At 68.2% G+C, this 25418-nt stretch carries 22 protein-coding genes and 1 tRNA gene; 10 read left to right on the forward strand and 13 right to left on the reverse strand.

Features of this window, described 5'->3' with window-relative positions; all coding sequences use genetic code 11:
* Positions 1-9: 9 nt before the first annotated feature.
* Positions 10-1323, reverse strand: a complete 1314-nt coding sequence (locus tag AACZ75_RS00945) for an aspartate aminotransferase family protein (protein WP_339870673.1) — start codon at positions 1321-1323, stop codon at positions 10-12.
* Positions 1324-1719: 396 nt separating this feature from the next.
* Here AACZ75_RS00945 and AACZ75_RS00950 point away from each other — a divergent pair, with 396 nt between their 5' ends.
* Positions 1720-3651, forward strand: coding sequence for a PAS domain S-box protein (locus AACZ75_RS00950; protein WP_339870674.1), 1932 nt, complete (start codon positions 1720-1722; stop codon positions 3649-3651).
* A 53-nt stretch (positions 3652-3704) separates the two neighbouring features.
* Here AACZ75_RS00950 and AACZ75_RS00955 read toward each other — a convergent pair whose 3' ends face one another.
* Together AACZ75_RS00955 and AACZ75_RS00960 are read right to left on the reverse strand one after the other, a co-directional pair.
* Positions 3705-4598 (reverse strand): mechanosensitive ion channel domain-containing protein, encoded by an 894-nt coding sequence (locus tag AACZ75_RS00955; RefSeq protein ID WP_339870675.1) that lies wholly within the window; start codon positions 4596-4598, stop codon positions 3705-3707.
* Complete coding sequence (locus tag AACZ75_RS00960) at positions 4595-7219, reverse strand: hypothetical protein (protein WP_339870677.1); 2625 nt, start codon at positions 7217-7219, stop codon at positions 4595-4597. The genes AACZ75_RS00955 and AACZ75_RS00960 overlap by 4 nt, the downstream gene beginning before the upstream one ends.
* Before the next feature lie 213 nt (positions 7220-7432).
* Here AACZ75_RS00960 and AACZ75_RS00965 point away from each other — a divergent pair, with 213 nt between their 5' ends.
* Positions 7433-8152, forward strand: coding sequence for a hypothetical protein (locus AACZ75_RS00965; RefSeq protein ID WP_339870678.1), 720 nt, complete (start codon positions 7433-7435; stop codon positions 8150-8152).
* Here AACZ75_RS00965 and AACZ75_RS00970 read toward each other — a convergent pair.
* The 3 genes from AACZ75_RS00970 to AACZ75_RS00980 form a co-directional block, all read right to left on the reverse strand.
* The gene (locus AACZ75_RS00970; RefSeq protein WP_339870679.1) at positions 8145-9131 is read right to left on the reverse strand and encodes an AraC family transcriptional regulator; all 987 of its coding nucleotides are present in this window, start codon (positions 9129-9131) and stop codon (positions 8145-8147) included. The genes AACZ75_RS00965 and AACZ75_RS00970 overlap by 8 nt on opposite strands.
* A gap of 14 nt (positions 9132-9145) precedes the next feature.
* Positions 9146-10465: an MFS transporter gene (locus tag AACZ75_RS00975; RefSeq protein ID WP_339870680.1), complete on the reverse strand. Its 1320-nt coding sequence runs from the start codon at positions 10463-10465 to the stop codon at positions 9146-9148.
* A 113-nt stretch (positions 10466-10578) separates the two neighbouring features.
* On the reverse strand, positions 10579-11001 hold the full coding sequence (locus AACZ75_RS00980) for a low affinity iron permease family protein (protein ID WP_339870681.1): 423 nt from the start codon (positions 10999-11001) through the stop codon (positions 10579-10581).
* A 111-nt stretch (positions 11002-11112) separates the two neighbouring features.
* Here AACZ75_RS00980 and AACZ75_RS00985 point away from each other — a divergent pair, with 111 nt between their 5' ends.
* Entirely contained in the window at positions 11113-11766 is a 654-nt protein-coding gene (locus AACZ75_RS00985) for a peroxiredoxin (protein ID WP_339870682.1), read from the forward strand.
* A 93-nt stretch (positions 11767-11859) separates the two neighbouring features.
* Here the strand turns inward: AACZ75_RS00985 and AACZ75_RS00990 are convergent, their stop codons facing one another.
* Together AACZ75_RS00990 and AACZ75_RS00995 are read right to left on the reverse strand one after the other, a co-directional pair.
* Positions 11860-13179 (reverse strand): amidase, encoded by a 1320-nt coding sequence (locus AACZ75_RS00990; RefSeq protein ID WP_339870684.1) that lies wholly within the window; start codon positions 13177-13179, stop codon positions 11860-11862.
* Between the two features lie 364 nt (positions 13180-13543).
* Positions 13544-15829, reverse strand: a complete 2286-nt coding sequence (locus AACZ75_RS00995; protein ID WP_339870685.1) for a S9 family peptidase — start codon at positions 15827-15829, stop codon at positions 13544-13546.
* Positions 15830-15907: 78 nt separating this feature from the next.
* On the opposite strand from AACZ75_RS00995, the gene AACZ75_RS01000 reads away from it, so the two are divergent.
* Complete coding sequence (locus AACZ75_RS01000) at positions 15908-16723, forward strand: ferredoxin--NADP reductase (RefSeq protein WP_339870687.1); 816 nt, start codon at positions 15908-15910, stop codon at positions 16721-16723.
* Positions 16695-17039 (forward strand): chorismate mutase, encoded by a 345-nt coding sequence (locus AACZ75_RS01005; RefSeq protein ID WP_339870689.1) that lies wholly within the window; start codon positions 16695-16697, stop codon positions 17037-17039. The genes AACZ75_RS01000 and AACZ75_RS01005 overlap by 29 nt, the downstream gene beginning before the upstream one ends.
* On the opposite strand, the gene AACZ75_RS01010 is transcribed toward AACZ75_RS01005, so the two are convergent.
* Complete coding sequence (locus tag AACZ75_RS01010) at positions 17036-17389, reverse strand: Hpt domain-containing protein (protein WP_339870691.1); 354 nt, start codon at positions 17387-17389, stop codon at positions 17036-17038. The two genes, AACZ75_RS01005 and AACZ75_RS01010, sit on opposite strands and share 4 nt — an antisense overlap.
* 193 nt (positions 17390-17582) lie before the next feature.
* Here AACZ75_RS01010 and AACZ75_RS01015 point away from each other — a divergent pair.
* The 5 genes from AACZ75_RS01015 to AACZ75_RS01035 all read left to right on the forward strand — a co-directional run bounded on the left by AACZ75_RS01015 (position 17583) and on the right by AACZ75_RS01035 (position 20222).
* Positions 17583-17658 (forward strand) — tRNA-Lys (locus AACZ75_RS01015).
* Between the two features lie 119 nt (positions 17659-17777).
* Complete coding sequence (locus tag AACZ75_RS01020) at positions 17778-18068, forward strand: DUF2282 domain-containing protein (RefSeq protein WP_339870692.1); 291 nt, start codon at positions 17778-17780, stop codon at positions 18066-18068.
* Positions 18069-18081: 13 nt separating this feature from the next.
* On the forward strand, positions 18082-18978 hold the full coding sequence (locus AACZ75_RS01025; protein ID WP_339870694.1) for a DUF692 domain-containing protein: 897 nt from the start codon (positions 18082-18084) through the stop codon (positions 18976-18978).
* Positions 18971-19762, forward strand: a complete 792-nt coding sequence (locus AACZ75_RS01030) for a DNA-binding domain-containing protein (protein ID WP_339870695.1) — start codon at positions 18971-18973, stop codon at positions 19760-19762. The genes AACZ75_RS01025 and AACZ75_RS01030 overlap by 8 nt, the downstream gene beginning before the upstream one ends.
* On the forward strand, positions 19755-20222 hold the full coding sequence (locus tag AACZ75_RS01035) for a DoxX family protein (protein ID WP_339870696.1): 468 nt from the start codon (positions 19755-19757) through the stop codon (positions 20220-20222). The genes AACZ75_RS01030 and AACZ75_RS01035 overlap by 8 nt, the downstream gene beginning before the upstream one ends.
* Before the next feature lie 20 nt (positions 20223-20242).
* Here the strand turns inward: AACZ75_RS01035 and AACZ75_RS01040 are convergent, their stop codons facing one another.
* From AACZ75_RS01040 to AACZ75_RS01055, 4 genes are all read right to left on the reverse strand, one after another.
* On the reverse strand, positions 20243-21508 hold the full coding sequence (locus AACZ75_RS01040) for a bifunctional alpha/beta hydrolase/OsmC family protein (protein ID WP_339870697.1): 1266 nt from the start codon (positions 21506-21508) through the stop codon (positions 20243-20245).
* Between the two features lie 4 nt (positions 21509-21512).
* The gene (locus tag AACZ75_RS01045; RefSeq protein ID WP_339870698.1) at positions 21513-22229 is read right to left on the reverse strand and encodes an NAD(P)H-dependent oxidoreductase; all 717 of its coding nucleotides are present in this window, start codon (positions 22227-22229) and stop codon (positions 21513-21515) included.
* 95 nt (positions 22230-22324) lie between these two features.
* Complete coding sequence (locus AACZ75_RS01050) at positions 22325-22795, reverse strand: hypothetical protein (RefSeq protein WP_339870699.1); 471 nt, start codon at positions 22793-22795, stop codon at positions 22325-22327.
* Positions 22796-22888: 93 nt separating this feature from the next.
* Positions 22889-25360 carry a prolyl oligopeptidase family serine peptidase gene (locus AACZ75_RS01055; protein ID WP_339870701.1) on the reverse strand — a complete coding sequence of 824 codons (2472 nt, stop codon included), beginning with the start codon at positions 25358-25360 and terminating at the stop codon, positions 22889-22891.
* Between the last annotated feature and the right edge of the window lie 58 nt (positions 25361-25418).

A 25418-nucleotide genomic window follows, 5' to 3' on the forward strand; every position in this document is an offset into this window, starting at 1 on the left:
ACCGGGTGGTCATTGGGTTTGGTGAATAACGTCAGCCACGCAGTCGAGCATTTGCGCGATCTGGTCGGGCGAGACGGTCAAGGGTGGTGACAGGGCGATCGTGTCTCCGGTCACGCGAACCAGAACGCCCCGGTCGAAACAGGCCTGAAAGACCGCGGTCCCCCGCGCGCCGGGCGCACCGGTCCGCGCCGACAGCTCGATCCCCGCCACAAGGCCCAGATTTCGAATGTCGATCACGTTGGCAAGCTTGCCCAGTCGATGCACCTGCTCCTGCCACAGGGGGGCCAGATCGCCGGCCCGCTGGAACAGGCCCTCTTCGGCATAGATGTTCAACGTCGCCAATCCAGCGGCCGCAGCCAGCGGATGGCCCGAATAGGTATAGCCGTGGAAAAACTCAATACCGCCCGCGCTGGCGTCCACGATCATGTCGTGGACAAAATCGCGCACCCCGACCGCGCCCATCGGCACGGCCCCGTTGGTCAGACCCTTGGCGCAGACGAGCATATCGGGGATGACGTCGAACAGCGCGGCTGCGGTCGCCGCGCCCAGACGACCAAAGCCGGTGATGACCTCGTCAAAAATCAGCAGCACGCCATGGCGCTCACTGATGGCCCGCAGCCGCTCCAGATAGCCGACCGGCGGCACCAGAACGCCGGTCGACCCGGCCAGCGGCTCAACGATGACGGCGGCGATAGTCCCCGCCCCGCGCCGGGTAATCAGCGCCTCCAGTTCATCGGCCAGATGCGCGCCCCAGTCCGGCTGGCCGCGGGTGAAGGCCGCATGCTCGAGGCTATGGGTGTGCGACAGATGGTCGACCCCGGGCAGCAGGGAGAAACCCCGCCGGTTGTTCTCCAGCCCGCCCACTGAAATCCCGCCGAAACCGACGCCGTGATAGCCGCGCTGGCGGCCGACAAACCGCGTGCGCTCCGGCTGACCGTTGGCGCGGTGATAGGACAGCGCGATCTTCAGCGCCGTATCCACGGCCTCCGAGCCCGAACCGGCGAAGAACACCTTGTTGATGTCACCGGGCAACAGGTCGGCCAGTCGCGTGGCCAGCTCGAACACCTTGGGATGGCCCAGCTGAAACGTCGGCGCATAGTCCAGTGTCGCGGCCTGCTCGGAGATGGCGTCGACAATCGCCCTGCGCCCATGCCCGGCATTGACGCACCACAACCCCGCGGTCCCGTCCAACACCGGGCGGCCCTCGGGTGTATAATAGTGCATCCCCTCGGCTGAACCGAGCTGGCGCGGCGACTGTTTGAAATCGCGGTTGGCCGTAAAGGGCATCCAGAAGGCACTCAGGTCGGTCGGTCCGTTCTGCATTGTGCCCCCCTTCCACGAGACGACATTAGACGGCCCGCCGTCTCCGACCCGCAAGCCTATTTCTTTGCAACGGTAGAGCCCTGATATAGCTTGTCTAATATTCGAAACGATCGGAATATTGATCCTGCGCATCGATTTGGGATCAGCCGCCTGACGACCGTGCCGACGATCCGGTGCTCCGAGCACAAGGGGCTGCCCCCCTCTTCCCCGGACACGGGTGCAGGCCCCCGGTTCCCCGCCATCACCCATCCCGGCAGGACGAATTGTGCTCAGCGGCGACGACCCGGGATATCGCCCGACCGGACTCCCAGGAACCAAGTCCATGGCCGCAGAGTTAACGAACGACGGCGGGTCCCGGCGCGCGCGCGCCTGATCCGGCAGGGGGAGATGCGACTCTTGACGTCAGCACGCGACGGACCGCTGAACGACGACGCCCGATACCGGCTGCTGGTCGACGCCATCACCGACTATGCGATCTATATGCTGGATGCCGACGGCCGGGTCAGCAGCTGGAATCGCGGGGCCGAAAGGTTCAAGGGATACCAGCCCCAGGAAATCATCGGCCGGCATTTCTCGCGCTTCTATACCCCGGAGGACCGCAGGGCCGGTGCCCCCGCGGCGGCGCTGCGCCAGGCATCGGAAACGGGCCAGTTCGAGGCCGAGGGCTGGCGGCTCCGCAAGGACGGAAGCCGCTTCTGGGCGCATGTGATCATCGACCCGATACGGTCATCCGACGGTGAGCTGATCGGCTACGCCAAGATCACGCGGGACCTCTCGGAGCGGAAGGCGGCGGAGGATGCGCTCCACACCAGCCAGGAACAGTTTCGGCTGCTGGTCGAGGGCGTCACCGACTATGCGATCTACATGCTCGACCGGGCGGGGACGGTTGTCAGCTGGAACGCCGGGGCGGAGCGGATCAAGGGTTACCGGGCCGACGAGATCATCGGTCGCCATTTCTCGACCTTCTACACCGACGCCGACCGGAAGGCGCAATGGCCGATGAAGGCGCTGGAAACCGCCGTCGCCGAAGGCCGGTTCGAACGGGAGGGCGCGCGCGTCAGAAAGGACGGCACCCAATTCCAGGCGCATGTGGTCATCGACGCCATCCGCAACGACCAGGGCGAGGTCATCGGCTTCGCCAAGGTCACGCGGGACATCACCGAGCGGATCGCAAACGATCAGGCCCTGGCCGCAGCGCAGCAGTCGCTCTTCCAGGCGCAGAAGATGGAGGCGATCGGGAGCCTGACCGGCGGCATCGCCCACGACTTCAACAATCTGCTGGGTGCCATCCTCGGCAGCCTGGAGCTGGTCCGCAAACGCCTGCCGTATGATCCGCGCATCACCCCCCTGCTCGAAAACGCCGTCCAGGGCGCGGAGCGTGGTGCGACCCTGACCAGGCGCATGCTGGCTTTCGCACGAAAGCAGGACCTGCAGATGGAAGCGGTGGACCTTTCGGTGCTGGTACGAGGGATGTTCGATTTCATCCAGCGCACCATCGGAGCCGGCGTCCAGATGACGCTCGACTTCCCGGCCGACCTGCCCCGGGTTCTGACCGACGCCAATCAGCTCGAGGCCGCCGTGCTGAACCTGGTGGTCAACGCGCGCGACGCGATGCCGTCGGGCGGCACGGTCACGATGTCCGCCGACCTCCGGCACCTCGACCAGGGCCGCGGCGAGCTGTCAGCCGGTGCCTATGTGGTCCTCTGCGTCGCGGACACCGGCCAGGGCATGCCGCCCGAGATTCTGGCGAGGGCCTCGGAGCCCTTCTTCACCACCAAGGGCGTCGGCAAGGGTACGGGGTTGGGCCTCTCGATGGTCCATGGGCTCACGGCCCAGTCGGGCGGCACGCTTGCGATCGAGAGCACACCGGGAAAGGGCACGCGGATCGAGCTCTGGTTCCCGGCGACGACGACGCCTGCGGCCACCGAACAGCCCGGCCCCTCCAGGCAATCAGGCCCCATCGATCGCGCCGGTCTCGTTCTTGTCGTCGATGATGACAACCTGGTCCTGATGAACACGGCGGCGATGCTCGAAGATCTGGGTCGCCAGGTTCTGACCGCCGCATCGGGTGAGGAGGCGCTGAGCCATCTGGCGGCGCGTCCCGAAATCACCCTCGTGGTCACCGATGAAGTCATGCCGGGCATGACCGGCACGGAGCTGGCGCGCCGCATAAGAGAGGGCGGGTCGGTCCTGCCGATCATTCTCGCAACAGGATACGCGGACCTGGGTGAGCGCCCCGTCCCGCAGAAACCTGGTCTGCCCAGACTGGCCAAACCCTTCACCCAGGCGCAACTCGCCCATGCCGTGGCGACAGCGCTGTCGGTCTAGCAGCCGCGGGGGCAAGAACGCCGCCCGGAACGCCGCCCGCCAGTACCGCCCGTTCAGGCCCGGCGGAGAACCACGGTCGGGGCGGCGATGCCATGTTCGCGAAAGGCGCGCCGCACCCTCAGGGTCACGTCGGTTTCAAAGCTCTTCTCGTGCTTGGCTTCAAACACATAGGGCCGGGCGATGATCCGGATCATCACGAAATTGCCCTCCAGCACGTGTCGGGCCAGCACCGGGGCCGGCTCGTCCAGATAGGCATAGGGGCTGGTCAGACAGGCCTCCTGGACCAGGGTCATCGCCAGTTCCAGATCCTCATCGGCACCGATCACCATTTCGAACGGCACCTGCATCTCCAGGGCCCCGTAGTTGCCGCTGGAGGTGACGTCGGTCAGCACCTTGTTGTTGGGAATGGTGATGACGTTGTGGTCCAGCGTGTTCATCCGCACGCTGCGCAGACCGATCTTGACGACATCGCCGTACTGGCCGGCGTATTCGACCCGGTCCCCGACCTGGAACGGCCGGTCGAACATGATGGTGATCCCGGCGATCACCGCCGCCACCAGATCGCGCATGGCGAAGCCGACGGCGAAGGCGAGGCCCCCACCGATCACGGTCAGGGCCGTCGCATCCATCCTCAGGCTCAGCCGCACGGCGATGATGATGGTGAGCAGGTAGACGATGAAGCGCGAGGCCGATTCGACCATCTGGATCGTCGGCCGCCGGCTGACGAAACGCTCGCACAGGGTTGCCGACAGATGTTCCAGCCCGCGCAGCAGGGCGAGCGCCAGGACAAAGACGACGACCGAGGCGGCCACCCCGCCCCACTGGATGAACCCGGCCAATTGGCTGAGGTCGACCTGCTCCTGGGCCCGCGCGGCTCCGGCGGTGACCAGGGCCACCGCGATGCCCAGCGCTGCCGGGCGCAGGACGGATGTGACACGGCGGATCATACGACCCTCCCCAGATGACGACGGACCAGACTGCGGGTCAGGGCCCGGTACCAGTCCCAGGACACATGGTAACCGTCGTTCCGAACCAGCAGATGCCCGTCCTGGACGCCGGATCGCAGCACATCGGCCACCACACCGGCGGACAGACGCGTCGCCGCGACGATCTCCTCCGGCGTGGCCCCGGTCCGGCGCAGCACCGCCCGATAGACGAACAGGGCTTCCAGCGGCAGGCGTTCGATCGCCGCCTCGACCACCGGGTGCAGCGGGCGCACGAACACCGAGCCGTCCGCGGCCACCCCCAGCACCGACCGCCACAGATGCAGGGCGACTCCCGGATTCCCGTCCGACGCGTCCCACAACAACAGCATGAAGGCGGCGTTCTTGGCCTCCACCGCCTCACGGCGGTCGATGTCGTCCAGATCGGCGATATCCTCGATCATCCGGTCATAGCCCGGCGTGATCCCGGCCCCGGCGACCCGGGACTGCAGCAGTTCGGCGATCGCCGTGTCGGTCCAGTGCGGCACCTCGATCACCGTGTTGAACGCGGTGCGCGCGCTGCGCAGCCGGCAGACCAGGTCCCAGACGGCGCTATCGATCGCCAGCACCCACAGCGTTCGGTCAGCGGTCTCGCGGGCGAGGTCCAGGAAGGCATCCAGAGCCGCCAGTCCTCCGACATCGAAATGGACCAGGGCCTCAAGCTCATCGACCAGCATCACCGCCGGTTCCGCCGCCGGCTCCCGGACGCGCGACGCCGCGCGGCGCGGCTTCCTTTCGGCAAGCAGTTCCGTGGCCGTGACCAGCCGGGCATCGTCCATTCGCTGCTGCAACCGCCTGAGCGCCGCGGTCTTGCCCGCGCCGCGCTCGCCGACCAGCACCACCAGACCGCCCGCGCTGCGCTGGACCAGCAGATCCAGCGTCGGCTCCAGCCGGGTCACCACCCAGGTCTCGCCGTGCACCTCGGGCGACAGGCTGGCGAAGGCGTCTTCCGGCAAGGGCACGAGGTCCGACACCGTGTTCAGGTCGGCACGGCTCAGTTGCTGCCGAAACAGGAAGGCCAGGGTGCGCCGCACCGAGATGAAGCGACTGCCGACGGTTCGGATCGTCCGGCTGGTACTGCGGATCACGACGTCCGCAGTGCCCAGCAACGCGGCGACCGGCGCGGTGCGGCCCGTGCGATTGTCCAGCACCCAGCGCTGCAACGCACTGGGGCGCCGATGCCGCTCAAGCTGCGCGAAGACCTCACCCCGCCACCAGATGATGAGGATCAGCATGGTCAGCAGGGCTGCCAGCCACCCGGTGGAGGCCACCCAATTGTAGAAGGCCCCCTTGCCGACGAGCTTGGCCGTCAATGTCAGCACCAGGATGAACCCGACCACCACATTGGTCGCCAGCCGCATCGAGCGCAGGCGCAACGGGCCCAGCTCGCGCGCGCGTCGGCCCATCCGGTCATTGCCGGCGCCAAGCAGGGCATCCAGCAAGCGGGAGGCCACGGCCGCGATCAGCGTCCAGCCGACCACCAGTCCGATGATCTCGACTTCCAGCAGGTTCTGCACGTGCGTGGGCAGCGACGCCCGCAGCACAAACAGCATGATCAGCCATTCCAGCGGACCGCGCACGGCTATGAACAGGCGCAGAGCCCACAGACGCGGGTCGGGCGTCGACCGCAGGGTCGCCAGATGCTTCTCCTGCAGACTCTGCTCCCACAGCGGCAGGACCCGCCGCGCGGTGGCCCGCCACAGCGCGAAACCGGCCAGGGCCAGGATCCACAACAGGGTGGACGCCGCCAGCAGGGCGCTGGCGGACAGGATATCCCGTCCGATCACGCCCGATCGCGTCGCCTCCACCAGCGTATGGGCGTGGTAGCGGACGATCAGCACCAGATGCTCGAACTCGGCCGAAACCTGGTTCCAGCCTGCCGGGGTAAAGCCGGTCGTGGCACGCCGCTTTGCGGCGGACAGATGCGGCAGCAGATCGAGGCGCGCCTCGTTCAGGGTGGTCAGGCGGACCAGTAACAGGCGGGCCTCGGTCCGGTTGCCGTCGTGCAGGCGGACGGCCAGTTGCGCCCGTCGCGCCTCCAGGACGCCGCGCTGCACCCGCACGGCGGTCCGCTCGACACCCGGGGCCAGGGAATCGGCTGTGGCGGGCGGCAGGGACGGCAGGTCGGCCTGGCCCTGCATGGCGTCGAGCGTGGCCCCCAGCCGCTGGCGCGTGGCCCGCAACTCGGCGCGGAGGTCGGCATAGACGGCGTCAGCCCTGGCAGGGTCGCTACGCGCCTCCAGCGCCTGCTGGCGTAATCCCAGAGCCGCCTCGGTCTCCAGGGCGTGCCGTTGTGCCACGGCATCCAGTGCGGCCTCGGCCGCCGTCAGGGTCTCCGCATAGGCCGCCAGTTCGCGCTGTTCCGTCTCGATCTGTCGCTGGGCGGCCGACCGGGCGCGCCGGGCGGCTTCCAGCCGGGCCTGCTGCTCTGCCGCTTCCACGGTGATCTCGGCCGGCCGGGCGGGCGGGACGTCCGCCGCCACCGGCGCGACCTGAAGGCCCGGGTCGACGCGCGGAGTCGCCTGCACCGCGCCTGCAGCAGAGGTCAGGAACAGGGCCAGGATCAGGGCGGTGACAGATCTCACGAGCGGGGCCTTTCCGACCGGTCGGGTCGCGGTTCGCGCCCCGACACTCCGGCCGACGGTGTCAGGCCTTCTGCCTAGCATTTTCGGCGGGTACGGCAATGTCGGGATTGTTCCGCGTCAGGCCCCCGCCCCCGGGTCGCGACGATCATCGCGTGCATCCCGCGGGTCGATGGTCGATGGTGACGGCTCACATCTGTTGCCAGGAGTCGTTGTTTGTCGCGTCTGATCGAGGAACTGGATTACCGCCCCACCCCCATGGGACCGATCGTCCTGCGGCGGCGCTGGGTTTCGGCCCTGGATCGCGACGTGGTCGAGGTCATCCTGGGCGACGAGCATCTGATGTCGAGTCTGTTCACGGTCGGCGAGACCGAGCTGGCCACCCTCGGCCTGGCCCGGGCGTCAGGCGACGCATGCAAGGTGCTCGTCGGCGGCCTGGGTCTCGGCTACACGGCGCAGGCGGCCCTGGCCGACCCCCGGGTCGCCTCGGTCGAGGTCGCCGACGCGATCGAGGCGGTGATCGACTGGCACCGCGAAGGACTGGTGCCGATCGGCGAGAGCCTCGGGGCCAATCCCCGCTGCACCCTGACCCACGCCGATTTCTTCAGCCTGTTCGATGCTGACCCTGATGAGGGCGGACTGTGGGACGTCATCCTGCTCGACATCGACCATTCGCCCTGCCGACTGCTGCATCCCGCCCATGCCCGCTTCTACACGGCCGAGGGCCTGGCCCGCATGAAGTCCTGGATGACCCCCGGCGGGGTCTTCGCCCTCTGGTCTGACGACGCGCCTGACGGGCCCTTTATCGAACTGCTGGGGCGTGTCTTCACGAATCCGGTGGCCCAGGTCGTGCCGTTCGCCAATCCCCTGACCGGCGACTCCTCGACCTGCACCATCTATGTGGCGGGCGGGCCGCCATGCGGCGAAGTCAGATGATCTCGGTCAGCCAGCTTTCCCAGCGGCGCTGGCTGTCCTCGCTGTCCCCGGGCGCGGTCGCCGCAACGGTCTTGCGGTAGGCCAGCACCGACATGCCATAGGCCTCGACGAACGACCGGCCCATTGCCGTCGCGTCCGAGAACCCGAACTGCTCCGCCAGCCCGTCGGGCGTGGCATTGGCCCGTCGATCGAGAGCGGTTCGGACCGCTTCCAGCCGCCGGCCCAGGATCAGCCCGGCGATGCCCCCTTCCAGTTCGAACAGGCGATACAGCCCGGACCGCGAGATGCCGGTCGCCTTGCTGATCGACTCAACCGACAGGTCCCGACGGCCGAGATTGTCGAGGATATGCCGCTTGACGGCCTCCCGCCGCACGAAATCCTTGCGCCGGGCCTCTCCGCCGCCGGGCAGGTCGACGACGGCGGCCGAGGACAGGACGTCGATGAAGGCGCGGCCCAGGCTGGCCAGGACCTCCGGGCGCAGGAGATCGCCGTGGCGGACGAGCGACTGCATGAAATCCGCCAGCACAAGGTTTTCCGGTGCCTTCAGAACCCGCCCGTGCAGGCCGGCATGGCTCCCCATGGCGACGCCGACCAGGGTCCGGGCGACACTCGCGGTCAGGACATGGGCTGCGTGGAACTCCGTTCGGGACGGGCGCAGCGTATCGGTCAGATAGATGTCACCCGCTTCCACCCCGCCGAAGCCGCTGTCCGCACTACCGGTTACCCGACCGGCCAGCACAAGGGTGACGACGATATGGTCGAAGCCATCGGTATTCGCCCGTCCCGTCCGCGCATGGACGACGCCCGACAGGTACCGTTCGAACAGCAGCAGATTGGCCATCCGCCAGGCGCGCACGCGGGCATGAAAGCGGCCCGCGCCACGGCTGACATCGGAGCCGCCACTGTAAAGCCGGACGTAATGCGCGAACCCTTCCGCTTCGGCGAAGGCGGCACTCGAAAACTGGAACTGGTCAGGCATGGGGACGCGACATCTCAACAAACGGTTTGCGGGTCGTCGGACCGGACGGTTCCGGTCCGGACATCGGCGGCGAGACGCCGCCAGCGGCGGGCTCCGGCAAGGCTGGCCGCCATTACGACCACCGCTGCCCCCGTCACCACGATGGCCAGGGCCAGGCTCAGCGCCAGGCCGTTGGCGGCGATCCGGTCGCTGACTGTGCCGGTGATCAGCGGACCGGCCGCCGTCCCGAATATCGTCACCAGCACCAGAAACAGGCTGTTCATGCCGCGCCGGCACGGAGCCGGTGCCAGGTCCTGCAGGCCGATCAGCGCCATCGCGGCACCGAAACCGCTGGCGACGATCAGGGCCGCCAGACAGGCTGACGCCACGTCCGGCGTCGAGGCCAGGCTCAGTCCGATCACCGCCGGAATCGCCAGGGCCGCGCTGACCCCGAGGGCCAGGCCGGGTCCGCGCGCGGCAAGAAACCGAGAGGTTCCGGTGCGTCCGGCCAGCAGATGGCCGGCCGGGGCCGCCAGCAGGGTCACGACGCCGACCAGCACCGCGGCGGCGGCCGGATCCATGCCGAACTGCCGCCCGATGATGGACGGACTCCACGCCGCCAGGGACTGGACCATCATCACCATACCGCAGGCGGCGACCATATAGAGGGTGAGTGTCCACGGCCGGCCGGTCACCCAGCGCAGGGCGTCGGCCAGTCCGCCGCCGGCCGGTTCCGGCGCGGGTCCCGAGGTCCGCCGCGCCAGAAAGCTGACGGCCAGAAGCAGATTGGGAACCAGCATCAACAGGGCTGCGATCCGCCACGGCTCGAGCACCGCCGTCAGCCCGCTGGCAGCCGCCAGCGTCAGCACCAGTCCACCCAGCAGCATGCCGCCGCTACGTCCAGTGGCCGACCCGGCCGTGAAAATGCCGACCGGCTGGATTCCGGCGATCGGGTTGGCGGTGGCCAGCATCGCCAGGGCCACCGGCGCGAACGCCGCCTGACCGAGGCCGAACACCATCCGCCCGCCCAGCAGGGTCGGATAGTCGGGGGCCAGGGCGAAGACGACGGCAGCTGCGGTCCAGAGCAGGATGCACAGACCGACATGAGTGCCCGGTCGCACCTGCCGGGTGGTCCGCCGCCCGGCCCACAGTGTCGCCAGGACATAGCTCAGAATGAACGGGGCCCCTTGCAGGGCTCCCAGCTGGGCGTCGCTCAAACCGAAGGTTGCCTTCAGTCCCGGCGCGAACACGGCCGGAATGGCGCGGTCGGCATACCCCGCGAAATGCGCCAGTCCCAGCAACACCACGAGGCGGGGCCCTGTCGTGCGGACGTCGTTCGTCGCGCCCGACTTCATGATCGGATCGCCAATACCACCGTTATATCAACCACTTTTGGAATCCCCCCGACAAGGTGGGGGGAGAATCGTCGCCCTGTCCAGCGCCCGCCCCCCCCGGACTTCCGAACAGGTCAGGACCCTGCCGGCCTGCCGCGACCTGCGCGGGTCGATCCGGCTCCTCGCGGGCCCGGCCGGGCATGGATCTTCCGGCTGCGGGCCTCCACTTCAGCGAGAATTAGCGCCAGCTCGTGGTCGGTCAGATGTTCGATGCCGATGAACCGCTCCTCGGCCCCGCGCACGGCATGCAGCAGTTCGTCCAACTTGGCATGCATCGCCGAGGCGTCCCGATTCTGGGTATTCTGGATCAGGAACACCATCAGGAAGGTGACGATGGTCGTGCCGGTATTGATCACCAGCTGCCAGGTCTCGTTGAACCCGAACACCGGTCCCGACGCCGCCCAGGCCATGACGATCCCGAGACAGGCCAGAAAGGTCCAGGGCTTGCCCGCCATCCGGGCGGTGGCGCTGGCCATACGGATGAACATCTTCTCCATGATCGCCCAACGGTCTGGCCGATTCCAGGTTCCGCGCGGTCTGGCAGGGGGCGTCAGGAAGGCCTATGTCCAGGCACGACCTTGAATTTTTTGCTGACAGGAGATTGCCCGATGGGTCTGCGCATCAACGATACTGCTCCCGATTTCACGGCGGATTCGACCGCGGGCCAGATCCGGTTTCACGACTGGATCGGCGACCACTATGCGATCCTGTTCTCGCACCCCAAGGACTTCACCCCGGTCTGCACCACCGAATTCGGGGCCGTGGCGCAGCTCGCCCCGGAGTTCGAAAAGCGCAGGACGAAGGTGATCGGTGTGTCTGTCGACAGCGTCGACGACCATGTGAAATGGAAGGCCGATATCGAAAAGGTCGCCGGCGCGCCGGCCAACTTCCCGATCATCGACGACACCTCGCTCACCGTCTCCAAGCTGTACGACATGCTGCCCGCCGACGCCTATATGCCCGACGGGCGCACGGCCGCAGACTCCGCCTCGGTGCGCACGGTGTTCATCGTCGGCCCGGACAGGAAGGTGCGGCTGACCATGGCCTACCCGATGTCGGTGGGGCGCAATTTCGCCGAGATCCTGCGCGCGCTCGACGCGGTTCAGGCCACGGACGGGATGCCGCTGGCCACGCCGGCCAACTGGGTGCCCGGTCAGGACGTGATCGTCGCCCTGTCGGTCTCGACCGAGGATGCCAGGGCGAAGTTCGGCGACGTCGACGTCAAGCTGCCCTATCTGCGCACGGTCAAGGCCCCCGCCTGATCGACGATCCCGGAAGTCATCAAGCCCCGGCCATCGCGCCGGGGCTTTTTCATGAGGGCTACGCCGGGTGCCGCAGCCGGGCACCGGGCGCGGTCACGGGGTCACTTTGGCGATCGCCGGTGCGCGCCGCGCCTGGGTCTTCAGCTCATAGGCATGGCCCAGCGACAGGACCCGCGCGTCATCCCACCGGCCGCCGATGAAGCTGATCCCCACCGGCATGCCGCGGTCGAAGCCCATCGGTACGGTCAGGTGCGGATAGCCGGCCACCGCCGCCAGCGAGCTGGACGAGCCCTGCGACCGGTCGTCGTCGTCCGGGTCATTGGTCCAGGCGCGCGAGGTGGTCGGGGCAATCAGGACCACGACGCGGTTGTCCGCCATCATCTGGTCGATGCCCTCGACCCCGGCCATGCGCAGCGAACTGGCGCGGGCGGCGATGTATTCGGGATCATCCAGTCCCCTCGTGGCCTCGGCCACCAGGAACAGCTCCTGGCCGAACAGCACCGTCTCGCGCGGCTCGGCGTCATTGAAGGCGATCAGGTCCGCGAGGGTCCGGGTCGGCACCTGCACCGGATCGGTCGAGGCCAGATAGGCGTTCAGGTCGACCTTCAGTTCGGTCATCAGCACCTGGCGACTGGCCGTGCCGATGGCCCGCATGTCCGGCCCCTCGTTGATCTCGACCAGTTCCGCACCCGCGTCGCGCAGGGCCTGCAGAGTCTGCTCGAACACCGCCCGGGTTTCGGTCGAATAGTTGGTCAGTAGGAACCGCATCACCCCGATCCGGGCCCCCTGCAGGCTGTTGGCGTCCAGCGCCGCGCGATAGTCGACCCTGCGCGCATCGGCCTCGACCGTGGCCGGATCCAGCGGGTCCGAGCCGGCGATGACCGTCATAATGATGGCCGCGTCCTCGACCGTGGTGGTGATCGGCCCGGCGGTGTCCTGCGAATGGCTGATCGGCACGATGTGGGTGCGCGACACCAGCCCGACGGTCGGCTTGAACCCGACCACACCATTGACCGAGGCCGGGCAGACGATCGAGCCATTGGTCTCGGTCCCGATCGCCGCCGGAGCCAGGCCGATGGCCACCGCCACCGCACTGCCCGCCGACGAGCCGCACGGCGTGCGCTCGGGATCATAGGGATTGCGCGTCTGCCCCCCGACCGCGCTCCAGCCGCTGATCGAATTGGACGACCGGATATTGGCCCACTCCGACAGATTGGTCTTGCCGAGGATGGTGGCCCCGGCTTCCCGCAGCCGCGCCACCAGCGGCGCGTCGCGGCCGGGGGCGTTGTCGACCAGCGCCAGGGACCCGGCCGTGGTCGGCATGTCGCGCGTCTCGATGTTGTCCTTCAGCAGGATGGGCAGGCCACGGATGTTTCCCTGTCGCCGTGACCAGAATTCAATTGGTCCGGGCATCGCCCAGCGAATGATTGCCCGATCCGTGATCGCGTCACCAACGCATTGATTGAACGCGACGACCCGAAAGTCCGCCCCCGGGTCTTCCAGGGCCTGGGTCGAAATCGCATGCGGCAAGTATCCGCACTGCGCCTGCGCGGCTTCCAGCGCGGGTTCCACTTCCGGGGAGACATCCTGCGCCAACGCCGGGGTGGCAATCAGCGCAAACATGAGCGCGGTGGCCGTCCCCCACTTCCGCTCATCCCGGCGAAAGCCGGGACCCAGTCCTTTGGACGTTGGGAAGGTCGGCGTTGGCATTGACTGTTGTCCCTGAAGCTATGCGTCGCGAAAGAACTGGGCCCCGGCTTTTGCCGGGGTGAGCGGTTTATTGAACCTTAATCGCCCGGGACCCGATGGTCCGGTCGAGGAAGTCCAGATAGGTGCGCCATTGCTGCAGCTGCCTTTCGTTGCCACGCACCCCATGGCGCTGGCCGGGATAGAGCATCAGTTCGAACGGTATGCTGCGGCTCTGCAGCGCATCGATCACCCGGGTCGAATTCTCGAGGATGACATTGTCATCGGCCATGCCGTGCATCAGCAGCAGGCGGCCGGTCAGCCGGTCCAGCTGGTCGACCACGTCCGAGGCCGCATAGCCTTCCGGATTGGCCTGGGGCGTCGACATGAACCGCTCCGTGTAGTGCGTGTCGTACAGGCTCCAGTCCGTGACCGGCGCGCCCGAGATGGCCGAGGTCAGGCCCATCGCCGGCTCGGTCAGCATGTGCAGGGTCATGAAGCCGCCATAGCTCCAGCCCATGGCCGCGATGCGGCTGTCGTCGACAAATGGCAGCGACCTCAGATAGTTGGCTGCCAACACCTGATCCTCGATCTCAGGCTGACCCATCCGCAGATACAGGGCCTGTTTGAACGCGGCGGACCGGTCGCCCTCGCCGCGATTATCGAGCCGGAAGATGATGTATCCGGCCTCGGTCAACAGTTGATTGTTGGCGCTCTGCCAGGCCCGCTTGACCCCGCCGCCAGACGGTCCGCCGTAGACCTGCATCACCACCGGATAGGTCTTCGACGGATCGAAGTCCGGCGGTGTCGTCATCTGCCAGACCAGGGTCTGGCCATGACTGTCCAGCGTGCCGAATGTCGGATCCTGCTGCCGGCCGGCATAGGGGAAGAAGGGATGGGCCTCATCCAGCCGGTTCTCCTCGATCCAGCGCACGAAGCTGCCGTCGGCCCGGTACAGGCCCGACTGCGACGGGGTGTCCGGATCGGAATAGTTGCCGACGAAGGCGGTACCGGTCTTGTTGACCGAGGCACTCCACCAGCCGCCCGCCGGGGTCACCGCCACCGGGGCCACGGTCCGGTTCAGGCTGGCCCGGAACAGCTGCTGCTCGATCGGCAACTCACGGCCGTCGCGCATCGAGGCGGTGAAGAAGACCTCGCCCGTGGCCTGGTTGACGCCGTTCAGGCTCTTGACCGGCCACGGACCGCGCGTGATCGCCCGCAGCCGCCGGCCGTTGCGGTCATACAGATACAGGTGCCGCCAGCCGTTCTCTTCCGACGACCAGATGAAATTGCCGTTCTCCAGCACCTTGAAGTCATGGGTCAGGGAGACCCAGGCGTCGGATCTCTGGGTCAGGATCACCCGCGACGCGCCCGTGGCCGGATCGACCCTCAACAGGTCCAGCGTCTTCTGGTCACGCGACTCGCGCTGGACATACAGGGTGCGGCCGTCGGCCGACCAGTTGACCCGGGCCAGGTAGATGTCGCTGTTCGCCCCCAGATCGACCTGGACCCGCTCGCCGCTCTCGCGGTCGTGCACATAAAGATCGACCACGGCATTGGGCCGACCGGCGCGCGGATAGCGCTGCTCGATCACGCTGGCCCCGCCGCCGGTGATGTCGAGGCGCGGGATCACATCGACGGTCGATTCATCGGTGCGCTGCAGGGCGATGTAGCGTTCGTCGGGGCTCCACCAGTAGCCGGTATCGCGATCCATCTCCTCCTGGGCGATGAACTCGGCCGTGGCCCAGGTGATCAGGCCGTCACCGTCCGTGGTCACTTCGGTCTCGCCGCCGGTCGCCAGATCATGGACGACCAGATCCTGGTCCCGAACGAAGGAAACATAGTTGCCTCGCGGCGAGACCTTGGCGTCAATCTCATCGGCCGCGGTTTCGGTCAGACGACGCACGGTGCCGTCGGACCGGCTGGCCAGGAAGACATCGCCTTCCAGCGGGGCCAGGATGTAGCGCCCCTGCTCGTCCCACGAATATTCGACCACGCCACGCTGGCTGATGCGCATCCGCTCGCGCCGGGCCTTTTCGGCCTCCGACAGTTCACCCGCGTCCGGCACCAGGGCGCGGGCGTCGATCAGCTTGAACGGCTCCCCCTCCCCCGTCGGAGCGGCCCACAGGTCCAGCACATCGACGTCATCCTCGCGCGAGCGCAGGAAGGCCACCAGCTCGCCGTCCGGCGACAGGGTCACCCCCCGTGCCACCGGCCCGGCCAGCGACGGGTTGGCGAACACCCGCTCGGGCGTCAGGATATCCATCCCCCCCGCCGGTGACTGGGCAGCGGCCGATCCGGCGGCCAGGAGGAAGGTGGAGGCGAGAAGAAGGGTGCGCATGGCCGCGAAGCTAGCCGGGGTTTCGGCGACCGTCATCCGGATTCGGTGCGACCGTCTGCCCTGATTGCGGTCCCCGCCTTTTCCTCGCCTGTCCAACCGCCTAGTTAGGGCGCGATGACCGACACCGCCCTCACGCCCGCCCCCGCCAAGGCGTCCGCCTTTCATGAGCTGAAGGTCCTGTGGGTGCGCCACTGGACCGATCAGCTGTTCAGCTTCGCCCTCGAACGACCCGACGATTTCCGGTTTCGCTCCGGCGAGTTCGTGATGATCGGCCTGCCGGGAGAGGACGGCGGCAAACCGGTGCTGCGCGCCTATTCGATTGCCGGACCGACCTGGGCCGAAGAGCTGGAGTTCTTCTCGATCAAGGTGCCCGACGGCCCCCTGACCTCGCGCCTGCAGAAGATCCAGCCCGGCGACACCGTCCTGATGGGCAGGAAGCCGACCGGCACCCTGGTGCTGGACGCCCTGACCGACGGCGAACGTCTGTTCCTGATCGGCACCGGCACGGGCCTGGCCCCATGGCTGGCCGTGGCCCGCGATCCCGAGACGTATCAGCGCTTCGGCCAGGTCGTCGTCTGCCATACGGTGCGTGGCGTCGCTGACCTGGCCTATCGCGAGTTTCTGAGCAGTGGCATCCACGACGACCCCCTGGTCGGCGACGAGGCGCGCGACCGGCTGGTCTACTATCCAACCGTGACGCGTGAGCCGTTCGACACCCCCGGCCGCATCACCGACCGGATCACCTCCGGGGCCCTGTTCGCCGACCTCGGCCTGCCACCCGGGTTTTCGCCCGGGCGCGACCGCGTCATGCTGTGCGGCTCGATGGCCATGATCAAGGAGGCGGCGGCCCTGCTGGAAACCTTCGGCCTGAAGGAAGGCTCGAACGCCGAACCGGGCGACTATGTGCTGGAGCGCGCCTTTGTCGGATAGCGTCACGATCGATCCGCGCACCGCGCCGGAGTCCTGCGCCTCGATGGCCGAGGTGCGTCAGGGCGTCGACGCCCTCGATCGTGCCCTCGTCACCCTGCTGGCCGAGCGCCAGCGCTATATGGACGCCGCCGCGCGGATCAAGCCCAGCCGCGACGTGGTCCATGACGATGCCCGCATCGAGGATGTCGTGACCAAGGTGCTGGCGGCCGCCGCCCCCGCAGGCCTGTCCCCCGCCATCGCCGAACCGGTCTGGCGCACCCTGATCGACCGTTGCATCGCCCATGAACTGGGTGTCTGGGACCGGACCCGCGGTTAGCCCTTCAGCGATCGCAGCATCAATTCGTGCCGGTAGGCCGCCACATCGGCCAGGGCCTCGTCCAGCGCGTCACGCACCCGGTCCAGCAAGGGCGGGGCCTCGGCCTTCTCCGCCACCTCGGCCGCCGCACAGGCCTCGGCCAGGGTCCCGGCCCCGATCCCCGCCGCCGCGCCGCGGATCGTATGCACCCCGTCGCGCCAGCCGGCCTCGCGCACGTCCAGCATCGGTGACCACAGCGCCGCCTGCTGGACGAACAGGCCCAGCACCTCCTCGCCGATCCCGTCGTCACCGCCGGTCATGCCTTCCAGCACGGTGAAATCGACCGCCCCCGACAGATCCCGTCTCGCCATGACCGTTGCCTCCCCCGGCACCCGACAGGGCCCCTGATTCCCGCGCCGAGCGTAGGCCCCCACGCGTTCAGGAGAAATCCATACTTGCACTGTAACAGTTGGCCCCTTAGTACGACCGCCCTCCGGCCAGTCCTGTCCAACCAGGTCCAGCCGCGGCGACACGCCCCTTCGCGGGGCGTCAGACGATCGGTTCGGGTGATTAGCTCAGTTGGTAGAGCAGCTGACTCTTAATCAGCGGGTCGCAGGTTCGAACCCTGCATCACCCACCATCGTCGCCCCGGGCGTTCGCGCCCGACAATAAAGTGAAGCGCCACTGTAACCGTGGCGAGGCTCCGACGAATGGGAGGGTGTCCGGTCACGACGACCGCACCATACCAAGGAGCCCCCCATGACCCCCACCCAGATGACCATTGCCGGTGCCAGCGCCCTGGCCCTCGTCGCCGGTGCCGGCATCGCCCATGCCAATACCAGTGGCCAGGCGACCGCCCCCGCGATGGAAAAATGCTACGGCGTCGCCCTCGCCGGCAAGAATGACTGCGCCGCCGGTCCCGGCACGACCTGTGCCGGCACCTCGGTCCGCGACTACCAGGGCAATGCCTGGAAGCTGGTTCCGGCCGGCACCTGCACCTCGATCCGGACCCCCGCGGGCAACGGCTCGCTGACGCCGGTCTCGCGCTGAGCCCGACGCCGCGATGACCCTGCAACCGGTCGCCACGTCCCCGGTCGAACCCGTCCCGCGCCCCCCCGGCGGTGACGGCCCGACGGCGGGCCTGGGTCTGAAGGCCCGGCACTACGAAGACGCCCTGGCGGCGTCGGCGACCGGTCTGTGGTTCGAGGTTCACGCCGAGAACTACATGGTCACAGGCGGGCCCCGGCTCGCCTGGCTCGAGGCGATCCGCCGGGACAGGCCGCTGTCGCTCCATGGCGTCGGCCTGTCCCTGGCGGGTTTCGCCGCCCCTGACCCCGACCATCTGGCCCGTCTCCGCGCCCTGGTCGATCGCTACCAGCCGTTCGCCGTGTCCGAACACCTGGCCTGGTCGCGCCACGAGACCATCTATCATCCCGACCTGCTGCCCTTCCCGCGCACCCGCGCCCGGCTGCAGCGCATCGCTGACAATGTCGCGCGGACCCAGGACGCGCTGGGCCGGCAGGTGCTGATCGAGAACCCGTCCCTGTATCTCGATCTGCAGGGTCATGAGATGAGCGAGACCGACCTGCTTTCCGAACTGGTCGCCGCCACCGGCTGCGGCCTGCTGCTCGACGTCAACAATGTCCATGTCACCGGCAACAACATGGGGACCGACGCCCGGGCCTATATCGATGCCCTGCCTGCGACAGCCGTCGGCGAGATCCACCTGGCCGGACACACACCCGACCCGCAACAGGGCCAGGCCCTGCTGATCGACAGCCATGACGCCCCCGTCGCCGAGTCGGTCTGGGCGCTCTACGCCTACGCGATCGAGCGGATCGGTCCCCGCCCGACCCTGATCGAGCGTGACGGCAACCTGCCGCCGTTCGCGGAGCTGATGGCCGAACGCGACCGGGCCGCCGCCCTGATGACCATGCCTGCGGAGCTCCGCCATGCATGACTCCCTGACCGAACCTGATAGCTACGAGACCGCCTTCAACGCGATGCTGGCCGGCGATGACCGGGCGCTGGCCGCCTGGCTGCCGGCCGACGGTTCCGCCGCGCCCGGCCTGGCCGTCTATCGCAACACCGTGGCCAAGGCCCGGGCCGACGCCCTGTCCGGCCTGTTCCCCACGGTCGAACGGCTGGTCGGGACGGACTGGTTTCGTCAGGCCGCCCTGATCTTTGCCGAAGCCGCACCGCCCGCCTCCGCCGTGCTCGACGACTATGGCCTGGCCTTTCCCGACTGGCTGGTGGCCTTCCCGCCGGCGCGGGACCTGCCCTATCTGGCCCCGGTGGCCCGTCTCGACCTGGCCTGGAGCCAGGCCCATCGCGCGCCGGATGCCCCGTCGCTGTCCAGCCGCGACACCGCGCACCTGGCCCCGGCCCGCCTGTTCACCGCCCGCACCGGCCTGCACCCCTCGGCCCGGCTGTTCTGGTTCGACTGGACCGTGCCGACGATCTGGAGCGCCAACCGCGCCGACGGCGACGCGCCCGACGCTGTCTGGGAAGAGCGGCCCGAAGGTCTGCTGATCGTGCGCCCGGCCGGGGCGGTGACCTGGCATCGCCTGTCCCACCCGCAATGGACCTTTCTCAAGGCCTGCCGCCGGGGCGACACCCTGGGACAGGCGGCCCAGGACGCCTTTGCCAGCGACCCGACGCTCGACCTCGGCACCCTGTTCGCCAGCCTGCTGACCATGGGGGCCCTGACCCCGCTGCAACCGGAGACCCCACCCCATGACTGACACTGTCGCCGCATCACCCGGCACCGGGATCACCGCCCTGTTCGCCCGGTTCACGGCCCTGGTCGAAACCCTGATCCCGCCGTGGTTGCTGGGGCTGGTCGTGCGGTTCGGCATCGCCTCGGTCTTCTTCCTGTCGGGCCGGACCAAGGTCGACGGCGTGCTGCACATCACCGACGGCACCTATTATCTGTTCGCCGAGGAATACCGGGTCCCGCTCATCCCTTCCGCCATCGCCGCCCATCTGGCGACCTGGGCGGAACATCTGTTCCCGATCCTGCTGGTGCTGGGCCTGGCGACGCGGCTCTCCGCCCTTGGCCTGCTGGGCATGACCCTGGTGATCCAGACCTTCGTCTATCCGGGGGCCTGGGCCACCCACCTGACCTGGGCCGGCCTGCTGCTGTATCTGGTCCGCTATGGCGCGGGGCCCGTCAGTGTCGATCGCCTGCTCAGACGGCCCTGAGCCGGCGATCGTTTGACCGGCTACGCGCCGTTTGCGTCGGCGCAGGCCTCTTCCATGCGCAGCAGATGATCCTCGGGGCAGTCCTCGACGGCCGCGTGCGGCTGATCCTCGGCCAGGTGCCCGGTCTCGACGATCGCGCTCTCGGTCAGGGTGCGGTGCACCGGGCAGCGGTCGGCGATCTCCAGCAGGCGGGCGTGCTGGGCAGCGTCCAGATCGCCCTCGAAGGCGATCCGGCGCACGAACCGGTCCCGCTCCGACGTCGTCTTGGCCGTATGGCCGACCTCGACCACCACCCGGACCAGCGGCCATTGCTTTCGCTCGGCATACATCCGGCAGGTCATGGCCGTACAGGCCCCGAGACCGGCGCTCAGCAGGTCATAGGGGGTCGGGCCCGAATCCAGACCGCCGACGCTGGCCGGCTCGTCGGCGAGGAAGGTGGTCGAGGGCGTCACCACCCGCACCTGGAACTTCCCGGCCCCGGTTTCCTCGACCCGGACGCCCTGGACCGGCGGCTCAACCGCGTCCTCGGCAAGATCGAGATAGCGACCGGCCCAGGCCGCGACGACCGCGGCCGCATAGTCGGAATCGGCCCGGTCGGTCAGCAGATGGTTGGCATGGTCCAGCGAGACGAAGCTCTTGGGATGGCGCGCGGCCATGAAAATCCCCGAGGCATTGTCGATCGAAACGATCTCGTCGACCGGCGAATGCAGCACCAGCAGGGCGCGGCCCAGATTTTCGATGCGTGTCTTCTGGTTCTGGCCGCGAAGGTCCCGGACGAAGTCGGCCCCCAGTTCGAACGCGCGCCCGCCGATCTCGACCGGCACCCGTTGCCCGGCCGGCGCATCCATCAACGCCGGATCGATGTGGGTCAGCACATGCTCGGCGTCGAACGGAGCCCCGATCACGGCCACCGCCCTGACCGTGTCGAGCGCACCGGCCGCCGCCAGCACCGCCGCCCCCCCGAAACTGTGGCCGACCAGCAGCTGTGGCGTCATACCCTGTTCCACCATGGCCTCGGCGGCGCAGACCACATCCTGGATATCGCCGGACAGCCCCTTGCCGAATTCGCCCTCGCTTTCACCGAGGCCGGTGAAGTCGAAGCGCAGCACGCCGATGCCCTGCGCGGCCAGCGCGCGGCTGACCCGGGTCGCCGCCAGCGAGGTCTTGTCGCAGGTGAAACAGTGGGCGAACACGGCCCAGGCCCGCACCGGCCCGGCACCGCGTTCGAGCACGCCGGACAGTTCCCGACCGTGGGTGTTGGCGAAGTTGAAGTCGGTTGCGTTCATGGGCTCAACGATACTCCGGGTTTGGATGGTCGAAACGTTCGCCCCTGTCCCAGGCGGCCTTCTGGTTGCCGTGGGCCGGAATGCCGCCGGCGTCCTTCAGCATGCGGGCCATATGCATCAGGTTCCAGGCCATGAAGGTGGTGTTGCGCTGGGTGAATTCATTGTCCAGCCCGACCTTGCCTCCGGCCTTGTCATCGTCGCCGTAGGAGGGTCCCGGACCGGCCTCGCCGATCCAGCCGGCGTCGGCCTGGGGCGGGATGACATAACCCAGATGCTGCAACGAATAGAGGATGTTCATGGCGCAGTGTTTGATGCCGTCCTCATTGCCGGTGACGATGCAGCCGCCGACCCGGCCATAATACGCCCACTGGCCCTTGTCGTTCAGCTTGCCGGAATATCCGTACAGCCGCTCGATCACCCGGGTACAGACCGATGACTTGTCGCCCAGCCAGATCGGCGTGCCAATGACGAGGATGTTGGCGTCCATCACCTGTTTCTGCACCGCCGGCCAGCCGTCGCTGTCCCAGCCATGCTCGGTCATGTCCGGCTGAACCCCGGGCGGGATATCCAGGTCGGCGGCGCGCAGGGTGGTGGTCTTCACCCCCTGGGCTTCCATGATGCCGATGGCCACATCCATCAGCATCTGGGTGTGCGACGGCTCGCGCGACCGCTTCAGACTGGTGTTGATGAAGACGGCGCTCAGGTCATCATAGGTCGGCATGGGCATGATCCTTTCAGAAGGAGCGGCGGCGCGCGCCTGCGCCGGCCGGGACCGGGGTAACGCCTCAGACGCCACCCCGGTCCACCGGCGGTGCGCTATTTGGTCAGCATGCGGTAGGACAGACCCAGAACCATGCCGAAGGCGATGTGCGACACGATCGAGATCGCGTTTCTCGCCATGGCGAACCACGGGAAGATCGCGGTGAACCCGTAGAAATTGACCACATACAGGCCCAGGCCGACGGCGGCCCCGGCTGCCAGCACCATCGGCCATCCGAACCGGCTCGCTACCGCGGCGAAGGCGATGCCGATCATGATCGACAGCGTGAAATGCACCGCCATCGCGGCCAGCAGGATCATCAGGTCGAAACTGGCCGGTGGCGGCAGCACGCCCTCGCCCATGACGATGGCGGCGATCATGCGGGGCGGGCCCCAGGGACTCTGCCCCGCCAGGGCCACCAGTCCCATCTCCATCATCATGAAGACGGCACCGGCGATCACACCGGCCAGTGCGCCAGACTTCAGATGGCTACCGCGCGGCCCCCCGGCCTGAATCTCAACGGTCATGTGAGTCTCCCGTAACGTTCGGCCTGTCGCCGGACACCCGCTATTCGCGCGCCGGGCCAAACCGTTACAGGAGCCTGCCCCCGGGGCTGGGCCTTACTGCCCTCCGGCCGGGGTCGGCACGGCCCGCGGCGGAGCATCCCGGACATAGAGGTCAAGCCAGCGGGCCATCTCCCACAGGGTGTGGCCGACCGACTCGCGGGCCCGGTAGCCATGGGCTTCCAGCGGCAGCACGACATAGCGCACCGTCGCCCCCTGGCCCTTCAGCGCCGCATAGAAGCGCTCCGACTGGACCGGATAGGTGCCCGAATTGTCGTCGGCCTCACCGTGGATCAGCAGGATCGGCTCATTGACCCGGTCGGCATAGGTGAAGGGCGACATCGCCGTATAGGTCTCGATCGCCTGCCAGTAGGTGCGCTGTTCCGCCTGGAAGCCGAACGGGGTCAGGGTGCGGTTGTAGGCCCCGGACCGGGCGATGCCGGTGCGGAACAGATCCGTATGCGCCAGCAGGTTGGCGGTCATGAAGGCCCCGTAGCTGTGGCCACCGATCGCCAGATGATCGCGGTCGGCCACGCCCAGCGCCACCACGGCGTCCACCGCCGCCCGGGCGTTGGCCGTCAGCTGTTCGATATAGGTATCGTTCGGCTCCGCCCCGTCGCGACCGATGATCGGCATCGCCGGATTGTCCAGCACCGCATAGCCCTGGGTCAGCAGGAACAGATGGCTGGATCCGCCCGGCCGCACGAAGCGGTTGGCCGTGTCGACCACCTGCCCGGCCACGGCGGCGTCGGTGAACTCGGCCGGATAGGCCCACATCAGCAGCGGCAGCGGCCCGTCCCGGTCCTTGTCATAGCCGGCCGGCAGATAAAGGGTGCCCGACAGCTGTACCCCGTCGTCACGGCTGTAGGTGATCAATTGCTGGCTGGCCCCGGCCAGTTGCGGCGCGGGATCGGGGAACGCGGTCAGGGCCGTCGGGGCCGTGCCGTCCAGATCCCGCACATAGAGGTTCGGCGGATCCAGCCGGGTCTCGCGGCGGGTCACCATCCGGCGTCCCGCCTCGTCGACAAACCCGACGATGGTCTCATATTCGCCGTCGGCCGAGGTCCACAGCCGCTCGGTCTGTCCGGTGGCCAGGTCCAGCGTGCCCAGGAAGGGATACTGGCCGGCCCGGGTCGCCCCGCCGCCCTCGATCAGCACCTTCGTGCCGTCGCCGGTGAACCGGATCACCGGCCGCCCCGCAGCGTTCGGCTCGGTCACGGCCGCGCCCGGATCATTGTAGCGATCCTGGTAGTTGCGCTCCAGCAGCACCCGCCCCTGGCCCGGTCGCGACGGGTCGACCAGATAGCGGGTCTCATGCCGGGTGTTGAACCAGCGGCTGTAGACCAGGGCCACGTCATCGCGGCCCCAGGTGATCCCGGCATAGCGTTCGCCCAGATCGACCAGCGGCACCGGGGTCGATGCAAACGGGGCCGCCAGCATGAAGACCCGGTCGCGAACCTCGGCGGGCGTGCGGGGATCGCCGCCATCCTGGGCCTCGGTCCAGGCCAGGGTCGCCGGCGCGTCGGCGCGCCACTGGACCGACCGGGGTCCCGTCGCCACCGCGTCGAACGGCGAGGGAATGTCATCGCGCAACGGCAGGCTGGCGACCCGGTGCACGATCCGGCCCCCCAGGTCCGTGACCACGATATCGGCCGGGAACAGGGCCGCCGGCACCACATAGCTGTAGGGACGTCGGGCCACCGTCTGCAGCAGATAGCGCCCGTCCGGCGAGACCGAGGTCCCCAGGATCACGCCCGGCGTGCCGATCGGCCGGATCGCCCCCTGCAGCGGCACATGGACCAGCTGGGAGGTGAAATAGTGATCGAACAACGCCTCGTCGCCGGCATTGGCCAGCAGGTCCTGGTAGGTCCGGACGGGCGCGGCGCGCGCCATGCTCTCCTCGACCGTCGGACCCGACGGCGGGCGGCTCACATCCGGGGCAGCCCCGCGGCCGGCCGGGACGGTCTCCACAACCAGCCCGGAACTGTCGGGCAGCCAGGTCAGGCCGGATCCCGTCGTGGCATTGACCCGCGGCCCGGTCAGGCGGCGCGCGCGGGCGCTGGCCACATCGGCCACCCACAGTTCCAGACCGGTCGGCTGGTCGATCAGCAGGGCCACGGCGCGTCCGTCCGGCGACCAGGCCGGCGAGGTGAACCGGGCTCCGTCCGGCAGGATCACCGGGCGGGCGGCACCCCCGGCGACCGGCTGGAAACTCAGCCCCGTCAACCAGGTGACCCGGCTGTTGGCCGGGCCGTTGTTGCGTGGATTGATGCGATAGCCGGCCAGCCGCAGCATCGGCTCGGCCAGCTCGGCGATCGACGGCAGGTTCGAGCGTTCGAACAGGGCCAGGGTCCCGCGGTCCGGACTCAGGCTGGGCAGCGGCGTCGGCCGTGTGTCGAGAATATCGGGAATCGGGGCCGGCGGCTGCTGATAGGTCAGGCCGTCCGCAGTCTGGGCCAACGCCAGTCCCGGCCCCGACAGCAACAGGACGATCACCGGCAGAGCCTGCTTCAGGAACCGCTTACCCATGGTCACATCCCCTTCGCCGGCACGCGCAGGCGACGTCAGCTATGAACAGGTTCGGGGA

The organism is uncultured Brevundimonas sp. (assembly GCF_963975535.1).
Classification (GTDB): domain Bacteria; phylum Pseudomonadota; class Alphaproteobacteria; order Caulobacterales; family Caulobacteraceae; genus Brevundimonas.

Coding starts and splice junctions, on each gene's coding strand:
- AACZ75_RS01020 (WP_339870692.1), top strand. CDS start 17,778: ATGACCCCCACCCAGATGACCATTGCCGGTGCCAGCGCCCTGGCCCTC.
- AACZ75_RS01010 (WP_339870691.1), bottom strand. CDS start 17,389: ATGGCGAGACGGGATCTGTCGGGGGCGGTCGATTTCACCGTGCTGGAA.
- AACZ75_RS01035 (WP_339870696.1), top strand. CDS start 19,755: ATGACTGACACTGTCGCCGCATCACCCGGCACCGGGATCACCGCCCTG.
- AACZ75_RS00980 (WP_339870681.1), bottom strand. CDS start 11,001: ATGGAGAAGATGTTCATCCGTATGGCCAGCGCCACCGCCCGGATGGCG.
- AACZ75_RS01025 (WP_339870694.1), top strand. CDS start 18,082: ATGACCCTGCAACCGGTCGCCACGTCCCCGGTCGAACCCGTCCCGCGC.
- AACZ75_RS01005 (WP_339870689.1), top strand. CDS start 16,695: ATGTGCTGGAGCGCGCCTTTGTCGGATAGCGTCACGATCGATCCGCGC.
- AACZ75_RS00970 (WP_339870679.1), bottom strand. CDS start 9,131: ATGCCTGACCAGTTCCAGTTTTCGAGTGCCGCCTTCGCCGAAGCGGAA.
- AACZ75_RS00975 (WP_339870680.1), bottom strand. CDS start 10,465: ATGAAGTCGGGCGCGACGAACGACGTCCGCACGACAGGGCCCCGCCTC.
- AACZ75_RS01040 (WP_339870697.1), bottom strand. CDS start 21,508: ATGAACGCAACCGACTTCAACTTCGCCAACACCCACGGTCGGGAACTG.
- AACZ75_RS00955 (WP_339870675.1), bottom strand. CDS start 4,598: ATGATCCGCCGTGTCACATCCGTCCTGCGCCCGGCAGCGCTGGGCATC.
- AACZ75_RS01000 (WP_339870687.1), top strand. CDS start 15,908: ATGACCGACACCGCCCTCACGCCCGCCCCCGCCAAGGCGTCCGCCTTT.
- AACZ75_RS01050 (WP_339870699.1), bottom strand. CDS start 22,795: ATGACCGTTGAGATTCAGGCCGGGGGGCCGCGCGGTAGCCATCTGAAG.
- AACZ75_RS00985 (WP_339870682.1), top strand. CDS start 11,113: ATGGGTCTGCGCATCAACGATACTGCTCCCGATTTCACGGCGGATTCG.
- AACZ75_RS01030 (WP_339870695.1), top strand. CDS start 18,971: ATGCATGACTCCCTGACCGAACCTGATAGCTACGAGACCGCCTTCAAC.
- AACZ75_RS01055 (WP_339870701.1), bottom strand. CDS start 25,360: ATGGGTAAGCGGTTCCTGAAGCAGGCTCTGCCGGTGATCGTCCTGTTG.
- AACZ75_RS00945 (WP_339870673.1), bottom strand. CDS start 1,323: ATGCAGAACGGACCGACCGACCTGAGTGCCTTCTGGATGCCCTTTACG.
- AACZ75_RS01045 (WP_339870698.1), bottom strand. CDS start 22,229: ATGCCGACCTATGATGACCTGAGCGCCGTCTTCATCAACACCAGTCTG.
- AACZ75_RS00995 (WP_339870685.1), bottom strand. CDS start 15,829: ATGACGGTCGCCGAAACCCCGGCTAGCTTCGCGGCCATGCGCACCCTT.
- AACZ75_RS00990 (WP_339870684.1), bottom strand. CDS start 13,179: ATGCCCGGACCAATTGAATTCTGGTCACGGCGACAGGGAAACATCCGT.